Here is an 8,763-nt window from a genome sequence, read left to right as displayed (position 1 = left end):
ATGTATAAGAAAGCTTACGGCATTATCGAAACCCTTGCACCTCTCCATGTTGGTGCAACAGCAGGAGAAGAAAGTGGAAATCTCAACTTAATTTTCCGCGACCAATTTACCCAAACTGGGATTATTCCTGGCAGTTCCTTACGTGGTCGTTTTCGTGCAGAAATGCGAAATTACGCAGATGAAAAGGAGGTTAGTTACTGGTATGGTGCAGGTGCAGATTCAGAACAATCAGATACTAATAACGAGTCTATCACCAAGTTTGAACATGCATCTATTATTTGGCTGCCTGTTTTTTGTCCCGGTCAACCCATTGTTTGGGTTAGCAGTCGTCGATTATTAGAACGCTACAAACGTATTGCTGGAATTAAGGCAGAAACCCCAGATATTTATGTTGCTTCAAGTAATATCAAAGCTCGTGAATCTAGAGGGAAAAAAACACTTTTCTTCAACTTAGGATTTCTAGAGATTAGTCGCACCGAAGATTTATCTCAATGGTTCCCGAACGGTAAAGAATTACCTGCTGTCATAGTCGATGACAGTGACATTGCCATGATTCATGATATGGCATTATACCGTCAAAGTCGCGTCCGCTTAAAAAATGACGAAAAAGTAGTCGATGGGGGTGGTTTTTTCAATACTGAAGCTTTACCAGAAGCTACCATTTTAGTATTTCCAATTGCACTTCGTGACGATAAAAGTAATAAAAAATGGGAACCTTTTCCCGACAACATTACTAGTGATATTTACTTCGGTGGTCTAGAATCTATAGGTTTTGGTCACTGTAAGTTAAAAATAGTTAACCCCTAATTAAATTATTATCTTGCTTTTTTCTTTTTTCTTTCTTCTTCTTTCTTTTTACTTTTTACTTTTTACTTTTTACTTATGACTTGGAAACCTTATAATTTAGACCAAGAAGCACAACGCTTAGTATTATCTTTTCGCAATAAAGAAGGTGTTATCGGTCAATCCCACAAAATGCGGATCCCCGTTGCCTACGGATTAGAACGCTTTTGGGGTGAGCATCTGCGTCTTTTAGGCAAAAATGATGCTAAAGAACGTGAAAAAGGCAAATACTGGCAAAGTGTTTGGCAAGAATTTGTCAAAATAATGAAGCGAACAGGTGTAGAATTACCCGCAGATGAAATAAGCGATCGCGATACGGATAAGGTTGAGAAAGTTGCCGAAAAATTATGGTCTTTATCTCTTGATGACCAAAAAATATGTTTATCAGTATTAACTCAATTTTGCGACTCTTTGGTCTGGTGGACACAGCGATATAAAAAAGTTGGTGATAGAGACGATGATGATGAATAAGTTATTTGTCAATTTCTAAGAGTTATAAATTGCAAACTTCCAACTTCTAAGCGATCACTTTTATGTCAAATCACAGAGAAATACCTTTGATGTTTCAAGCGCAAATCAAAGGTCGAGGTCAAATTCAATACATAGCAAAACCTGAAAAAGCCTATCGGTGGGTTGATGAGTGGAGTGAAGGTGTTGGCAATGACATTCCTAATTTTTGCGATACCTGCGGTGGTAAACTACGCGTCATCACGAAAGAATATAAAATTACTTGGCGATTTATTTCCAATAGCGGACAGGATGATGATATTATTCGTCCGGTAATTGCTGCTGCTGGGTTCCCCTACTACCCTGGTACAAGTATGAAGGGTGCATTTCTGCGTAGCTGCACCCCCGAACAAGCTATACGCTATTGCGGTGGTAATTATGGTGCTATTAGTAATCAGAAAGATTCTACAACAAAACCAGGTATATTACGCTTTCATGGTGGATACCCAAAAGACGCAACTTGGAAGGATAAGGAACTCGTTGATGTTGTTCATCCCCAAGCTGATTGGCAAATTAAAGACAACAACAGTCATTCTGCCTTTATTCAAATATCTTTGCACGAACCTATTTTAGTATTTGGTATTTCCAGTAATATAGAACTCGATAGTAGTGAATGGGATATTATTTGGAATATTTGGGAAAAAGCATTAGAGCGTGGTATCGGTTCTCGTGTTAGTGCTGGTTATGGTCAACCTACCAAACATCCAGAAACAAAATTATTGACAGTCGGATTATCAGGACAAGGATTAGCATCCCAACTGATTAATAAAACTGGTGAATTTCGTCCTAACATGTTTAAAGCCGCTTTACGTGGTCACACCTTACGTTTATTTGCTGGTGTCACCGATGAGAATAGCGCAGAAGCGTTAACTAGGGAACTTTGGGGTGGATTTGCAGGTAAAGATGGTGCGATTGTCGGACTTTTAGGAATTGCTTTTAACGCGATTGAATTAGATATGGATGAGTATAGATATCGCGGAAATTCGATGCCTATTTATGAGTTAAATAATGGTAGTTTGCATATTTTATCTATGCGTTTTATCAGCGACGAATATAAGAGTGAATTACGCTCATTAGCGATGAAGCTTGTCCAGTTTTCCCTATTACTGGGTGGTTTTGGCAAGTCTTGGAGACGAATTGACCATCGGATATTTTTTCCTGATTATCTTAATAATAATCAAAAACCAATGATAGGTTGTCATTGGGAATTTAACAAGGGTGCAGAAAAACTATATATTCCCACAAATAAACTAGAGAATGTTTCTAAATTCCTCACTAGCCTGAATGAAAAAATTAATCAGTGGGTAATTGTACATAAAAAAATGTCTACTACCAATATTAGCAAATGGCGTGAAGTCTGGCATCCAGAAAAAGTCCAAGTTTGGGGAAGAATTGCTGAAGACGAGGATGACTCTTTAGCTGTGCGCTGGTTTCATGGTGCATACAAGGAAAACCAATCGATTAAAGGTTCAAGTTTGACTGGAAAGATAAATCAAATAGGTCGAATTTGGCATCGCATGTATCCTCGTTATAGCAGGTTAAAAGACGGAACAATGCGACGAATGGAAGATGAATATATTGAGTTTATAACTATATTTCCAGATTCCAGCAATACAACTAAAGAATTTATCGAGTTTTTGAGTAAGAGTGATTTTAGCCGTATTTATCCAAATTAAAAGTTTAAAAAAAACATAACAGAAGGATTGAATATATGTCAGTTTGGATTTTAACTACTGGAAATAGTGACGTTCGGCTGAAACACGAACGGAATTGGAATCGTTTATTTACTGCAATTAGCAGTAATCTGGAATGCGAAGAGTTTGCTTCTGCTACACCAATTAATCCTAAAGATAAACGAGAGGGTTATACAGTACCAGCAAGAGTATTAGGTTTAACTTACACTGATCAACCTAATCATTTTGATGATTTAGAGTTTCCCTTGATTGATACCTTTTTTACAAAGATAGAAAAGGATAATATTGAACTAGAAGAAATTATTATTTTACTCACAGACCAAAGCAATTTATTTTGTGAAGAACAAAGATTGAATGAAAAATGTGCTTATTGGCAAGATACAATTAGCCTAAAACCTTTATTAATTAAATACTTTGCAAATAAATTTGAAAATAAATTTGAAAATAAATATAATGTTCCAATAAAGTTTATTACACTCACACCACAATCAACAGAAGGTCTAGATTATTGGGATGCAACTTTAGATTTAGTCAAAGCTGAATTTTCCAAATTGCAAATCAGTCAAGTAAAAGCTGTATATATTAGTCACCAAGCAGGAACTCCAGCTATATCATCAGCAGTTCAATTCGTAAGTTTAGGTAAATTCAAAAACGTTAAATTTTTAGTTAGTAATCAATACTATGATAGCGATTATAATCAGCAATCTGAAGCTAAAATTATCGATAGTTCTCAATATTGGCGTGGTATCCAAATTCAAAAAGCAAAGCAGTTGATTGTTACTGGTTTCCCTGGTACAGCATTAAAAATGTTAGATGGAATAACTCAAATTTCTCAAACAACTCTTGATGAACTCAGGAAAATGGTAGATTTTTTCAATCTCCACAGTGTAGAAAGAGATAATACCAAAGATTTTGAAATAGCTAATGCTAGCCAGCGAATAATAGATAGTCTCGACTTAATCAGATTTTTCTTCAATCAAAATAACTATTTACAGGGAATATCTTTACTTGCAGCAGCACAAGAAACATTCTTGAAGGTTGCAATTCTCAACGAAACAGCAAAAATTCAAAATAAATATCGCGGGGTTGCTGTCTCAGAATTCTTGCAGTGGGATAACGAAGGTTTGTCTTTAATTAATATGTCCAAATCTCAAAATATTACCTGGTCCAAGATAGATGAATTAAATACCATTAAGGAAGATATTTTCAAGCTGCTAAAATTTCCTGTTGATAAAGATTATTTTAAACGTTATGACCGAGGTGAAGTAATTTTCAAGACTAATGCAAATAATGTGATGTTAGAATGGTTAAAAAAATTGAACCCAGAATTGCAAACTTGGGCAAATTTAAAGTGGTCATGCGATTATTATAAAGACCGTGAATCTGACCTACGTAACCAACTCATGCATAACTTACGGGGAATGGAAGATAGTGATGTAATTGATTACTTACTTGGATATTCAAAGGTAAAACCGAATAATATTGCTACGGTCATAGATACTTATAGTCAAAACGTTAAAAAACCCTTTTTAGAAGCGATCGCACTCTTGAAACTGCCCTATAAACCAGGTAAATTGCAGAAAAAATTAAATGCGATCGCTGATAACCTAGTTTGAACTCCCCTTTTTCTCTCAAACAAGAGCGAACCTACAACTGAAATCTTCTAAAACTAACGAATATTACGTATTTGACCAGGACTTTCATGTATAAATAGAGTAAACCATTTAGGATTAAATTCTCTATGAACTGGAAAAATGTAGGATTATTCACCAGTGGGATTGTAATATCAGCTACAATCTCATCGATGTTTACAGGAATCGTGAATGCTCAATCGGTGCAATTACTCAATCCAAGTTTAGTACCAACCCAAGGAAAGACAGTTCAAGATTTTGTCCCCAAAGGATGGAAAATTCAGGATAGAGTTGAGGGAGATATCAATAGCGATCGCAAACCAGACACAGTATTAACATTAATCGAAGCGGGAACACAAAGCGATCGCGCCCGTGCAATAGTAGTTTTAGTCAAACAAGCAAATGGCAAGTTACAACGTTTTGCAGTAGCTAACAAATTATTACTGTGTTCATCCTGTGCAGGTGTTTTAAGTAGTCCAGATGGAGCCAATTCAACTATTAAGATAATATCGGGAGTTATAATAGTATCCCAGTTAAGTGGTTCTAGGGAAGCTCGTGAAGCTACACACCGTTTTTGGATAGATAAATCCTCTAAACGACTAATATTAATTGGTAAAGATATTCTTGATTATGACCGTGCTAATGGCGATTCAACTTTGACTAGTATTAACTATTTAACCGGACAACAAATCGTAGAAAAATCCCAGGGTCAAAAAGTAGTCTCTACTAAAAAATCTACTATTCAAAAGAGTAAACAGTTCATTGACACTGTTAATATCGAAGCTGATTAATTAGATTTTGGATAAGAATAAATTATTCTTAATTTCAACGCAAGAATAACGGAGAAGCCAATACTTATTGGTTAACAGGGAAAGGTTAAAAGTGAAAATTCTTATACATCAACTTTTTAAACCTTTCCTCCTTCTCCTTTTCTGATTAACCGAGCAGTATTACGTTAAATATTTATTATTTTTTAGGTGCGATAAAAATACAATTGACAGTGACATGCCCATTAGAAGAATAGGTGCAAGTAGTACAGCGACTAGTACCATTAACTCCTTGTGAATTAGTCCCAGGAGCATTAGTAGTTTCGCAAGTTTTCTTCTCAGTTGAACCACCTGGTGCTGTAATTGGTAAACTGGAATTAGGCTGAAGTGGGCGTGAACTTACTAGGGTATATTTTGTGGGTTGAACAGCATCAATACAGCTTTTAGATATGATTTCTACTTGTGGTTGTGCAGCCATTGCTGTAGTCGAAACCAATGCAGTTGCCAAGAGAGACATACCCATGATTGTGGTACGAATACGATTTATCATTGCTTTAGCCCTTTACTTAATATTTGTGTGATTAAAGTTTGGTTAGGGTGTTAATCCCTTCATTTCCTTCTATGTCGGGCTATTATTTTTTATGCACTTGGACTTTCTTATGACTTCTGATTTGATTGTTGAATTGAGAACTAAAGACGAAAAAATACGACTTTGGGGATAGAAACAGAGGAAACGATATACCAACATTCACCTCTATTTATGGCTCCACAAAAAGAACGGTAAAAGTCTAAAATGAAGATTGGGTCTAAATTTAGCTGTTACGAATTGTTGGTATATCGCTAAGAGTCTTCGAGATTCGACCCAAAATAGAGTATTCGCTGCTGTTCTGGTTGATTTGTTATGCCCAAGATTTGCGCTATTAAAATTGATAACCACTTGAAAGTAAGTAGCAATTGCATTGTTGCTACCGCTCACGTTGCGGATTTTCCCGTTGATTTGCCCTTAGAACCAAATATCCGCGAACCTAACCGCAAAAGTGGAACCTATCGACAGATATTTGATTCCCTAACCACCGAACCGGAAGAATTCTTTGCTCGACATTCCGGTATTGTCCTCTCTGCCAATCAAGTCAAAGTTAGCAAAGATAAACTCGAACTGGAAATTCTCGAAGCTTCTGAAGGTGGCAGCAACGGGATTATTAATGGTGGACATACCATACTTGCTTTCAAAACTGCCAAGAATTACGACTACAACTTAGCTCAAGCTCGCGTTAAAGTCACCATCCACATTGGATTGGAGGAAAAACAAGCCAAAGATATTGCTCTTGCTTCCAATACATCTGCACCTGTCGATTCCCGTTCCAAGAAAAATGCCAGGGGTGACTACGATTTTATTAAGCAGTATTTAGCTGGGTTGGAAATGGAATTGGGTATTAAATTTAGGATTGCCTATTACCAGAATCAAAGTGGTACTCCCGTTAACGCTCATTGCAACGTCAATCACTTGTTTAAACTGGTTAATTGCCTCGATAGGAATAGATATAACCCGGAAAATCTCAGGTCAAAACATCCCACGAGCTTGAGCAGCACCACAAAAATCACTGGTGTGGAGAAGGAGAGATTAATCAAATTACTGCCCCTATTACCGCAAGCATTGTGGATTGAACAGAAGTTTTACGAAGTTATCCAGGAATATATCACCAATCCCAAGCGGAAAGGTGGCAACGATTTAGCATCGATTGACCTGCGGAAGAATACCCTCCTACCCGATAGTCGTTATTCTTTTGGTTTTGGAGCACCTGCGGATTTAGTCATGCCAGTTGTTGCCTCGTTTCGAGCATTTTTGGATAAGGACTATCAATGGATTCTTCCTTTTGAAGAGTTTGCCTTAGAATTAATTCGCCATTTGTGGGATAACTACTACCGTAAATATTTGATATCAGAGAAGACAGCAGGCAATAGTATTGGTGCCAGACTGTCTCGAAATATTGATATTTGGGAAACAATGTACATTTCTGCGTTAACATATTCCAATCGATATTTGATGAACAAACATAAACTGCTAAATCAAGAGAATTTGGTTCTTTCACCAAATACGAAAAAGCAGAAGTGAGACAAACTTGATAATTCGTCAAAGTAGCCAATTTGGAAAATGCAATTAACAGAAATTATATCCCAACTAGAAAACAACACTGGAACCTTTCCCCGTGAGGCTTTAGAGAGGGCAATTGAGGAAAAATCAGCAATTACACCTTTGTTATTAGCAACATTAGAAGAATGTAAAAATAATCTAGAGAACCTACTAGAAGAATCCGAATATACCTTACATCTGTATGCCTTTTATCTACTGGCACAATTCCGCGAAAAATCAGCTTATCCTCTAATTGTCGAGTTTTTCTCGGTTCCTGGAGAGATAGCAATGGATGCAACCGGAGATTTAGTCACAGAGGATTTGGGTAGAATTATTGCTTCTGTTTTTGACGGAAATCTTGACCCAATTAAACAAATAATAGAAAATCAGCAAGCCAATGAATATATTAGAAGTGCTTTTCTCAGTTCGCTAGTCGTCTTGGTTGTTCAAGGAATTATTTCTAGGGAGCAAGTTATTCAATATTTTGAAGAGCTTTTCTCAACTAAACTTGAAAGGAAACCGGACTATATTTTCACGAGATTAGTGGTTAATAGTTGTAAACTCTGTTTCATAGAACTCAAAAAATATATTGATGAAGTTTTTGAGGAAGGTTTAATTGAATCATTCTTTATTAGTCAAGATAATGTGAATGATTCTTTTCAAGGGGGAGTAGAAATAGCTTTAACAGAACTTCGTGAGAAATCACGTTATTCTTTGATTGAGAATACAATTTCAGAAATCGAATCATGGATTTGTTTTCGTCAGGACAAATTGAAAGCAAATTCTCCTATCTCTCCTGGATTAGAGAACTTTGCGAAACCATCTAAGTCAACAAAAGCTCAAGCTAGTAAAAAGAGAGAAATGCAAAAACAAGCTCGACGCAAAAATCGACCAAAGAAAAAATAATCTCAAGGATTCAGTTTACATTTCTTAATTAACGTGATTTTTGATGATTAAAATGTACAATAATAAATCTGTGTTTTCGTTTATATACAAGTTAAATTCTGTTTCTAGTTGCAAATCGAGATATGACACTAATCAAAAAATCAGAACAACTCCTTCTCCTCAAAATGAAAAATATTGAGGAAGAAGAACAAAATTTAGAGCCAGAGACAAAGGATGTTGCAGAGGTGAATCGGGAGCCAAAACGCATAATTATAGAAAAATAGGAATCTAACTATATTCCAATG

The 8,763-nt window shown here is 36.2% G+C and carries 9 protein-coding genes; 8 read left to right on the top strand and 1 reads right to left on the bottom strand.

The annotated features are described in order from the left end of the window. From cmr4 to CK510_RS20955, 5 genes are all read left to right on the top strand, one after another. Nucleotides 1-807 (top strand): type III-B CRISPR module RAMP protein Cmr4 (gene cmr4, locus CK510_RS20975; protein WP_095723555.1); only part of this gene is annotated, 807 nt, incomplete at its 5' end. 75 nt (nucleotides 808-882) lie between these two features. Then, complete coding sequence (locus tag CK510_RS20970) at nucleotides 883-1,314, top strand: hypothetical protein (RefSeq protein ID WP_095723554.1); 432 nt, start codon at nucleotides 883-885, stop codon at nucleotides 1,312-1,314. Between the two features lie 62 nt (nucleotides 1,315-1,376). Continuing rightward, nucleotides 1,377-3,026, top strand: a complete 1,650-nt coding sequence (locus tag CK510_RS20965; RefSeq protein ID WP_095723553.1) for a hypothetical protein — start codon at nucleotides 1,377-1,379, stop codon at nucleotides 3,024-3,026. 35 nt (nucleotides 3,027-3,061) lie between these two features. Beyond that, on the top strand, nucleotides 3,062-4,660 hold the full coding sequence (locus tag CK510_RS20960; protein WP_095723552.1) for a hypothetical protein: 1,599 nt from the start codon (nucleotides 3,062-3,064) through the stop codon (nucleotides 4,658-4,660). 125 nt (nucleotides 4,661-4,785) lie between these two features. Then, nucleotides 4,786-5,466: a hypothetical protein gene (locus CK510_RS20955; protein WP_095723551.1), complete on the top strand. Its 681-nt coding sequence runs from the start codon at nucleotides 4,786-4,788 to the stop codon at nucleotides 5,464-5,466. A 175-nt stretch (nucleotides 5,467-5,641) separates the two neighbouring features. Here the strand turns inward: CK510_RS20955 and CK510_RS20950 are convergent, their stop codons facing one another. After that, complete coding sequence (locus CK510_RS20950; RefSeq protein ID WP_095723550.1) at nucleotides 5,642-5,992, bottom strand: hypothetical protein; 351 nt, start codon at nucleotides 5,990-5,992, stop codon at nucleotides 5,642-5,644. A gap of 351 nt (nucleotides 5,993-6,343) precedes the next feature. Here CK510_RS20950 and CK510_RS20945 point away from each other — a divergent pair, with 351 nt between their 5' ends. The 3 genes from CK510_RS20945 to CK510_RS31930 all read left to right on the top strand — a co-directional run bounded on the left by CK510_RS20945 (nucleotide 6,344) and on the right by CK510_RS31930 (nucleotide 8,742). After that, entirely contained in the window at nucleotides 6,344-7,555 is a 1,212-nt protein-coding gene (locus tag CK510_RS20945) for an AIPR family protein (protein WP_095723549.1), read from the top strand. Nucleotides 7,556-7,594: 39 nt separating this feature from the next. Next, nucleotides 7,595-8,479 (top strand): DUF1186 domain-containing protein, encoded by an 885-nt coding sequence (locus CK510_RS20940; RefSeq protein WP_095723548.1) that lies wholly within the window; start codon nucleotides 7,595-7,597, stop codon nucleotides 8,477-8,479. 122 nt (nucleotides 8,480-8,601) lie between these two features. Then, nucleotides 8,602-8,742: a hypothetical protein gene (locus tag CK510_RS31930; RefSeq protein WP_158224938.1), complete on the top strand. Its 141-nt coding sequence runs from the start codon at nucleotides 8,602-8,604 to the stop codon at nucleotides 8,740-8,742. Nucleotides 8,743-8,763 lie beyond the last annotated feature (21 nt).

The organism is Brunnivagina elsteri CCALA 953 (assembly GCF_002289455.1).
Lineage (GTDB): Bacteria > Cyanobacteriota > Cyanobacteriia > Cyanobacteriales > Nostocaceae > Brunnivagina > Brunnivagina elsteri.
The sequence above is the reverse complement of the archived record's forward strand: the minus strand, read 5'-3'. Positions and strand labels throughout refer to the sequence as shown.

Coding starts and splice junctions, on each gene's coding strand:
- CK510_RS20955 (WP_095723551.1), top strand. CDS start 4,786: ATGAACTGGAAAAATGTAGGATTATTCACCAGTGGGATTGTAATATCA.
- CK510_RS20965 (WP_095723553.1), top strand. CDS start 1,377: ATGTCAAATCACAGAGAAATACCTTTGATGTTTCAAGCGCAAATCAAA.
- CK510_RS20940 (WP_095723548.1), top strand. CDS start 7,595: ATGCAATTAACAGAAATTATATCCCAACTAGAAAACAACACTGGAACC.
- CK510_RS31930 (WP_158224938.1), top strand. CDS start 8,602: ATGACACTAATCAAAAAATCAGAACAACTCCTTCTCCTCAAAATGAAA.
- CK510_RS20945 (WP_095723549.1), top strand. CDS start 6,344: ATGCCCAAGATTTGCGCTATTAAAATTGATAACCACTTGAAAGTAAGT.
- CK510_RS20970 (WP_095723554.1), top strand. CDS start 883: ATGACTTGGAAACCTTATAATTTAGACCAAGAAGCACAACGCTTAGTA.
- CK510_RS20950 (WP_095723550.1), bottom strand. CDS start 5,992: ATGATAAATCGTATTCGTACCACAATCATGGGTATGTCTCTCTTGGCA.
- CK510_RS20960 (WP_095723552.1), top strand. CDS start 3,062: ATGTCAGTTTGGATTTTAACTACTGGAAATAGTGACGTTCGGCTGAAA.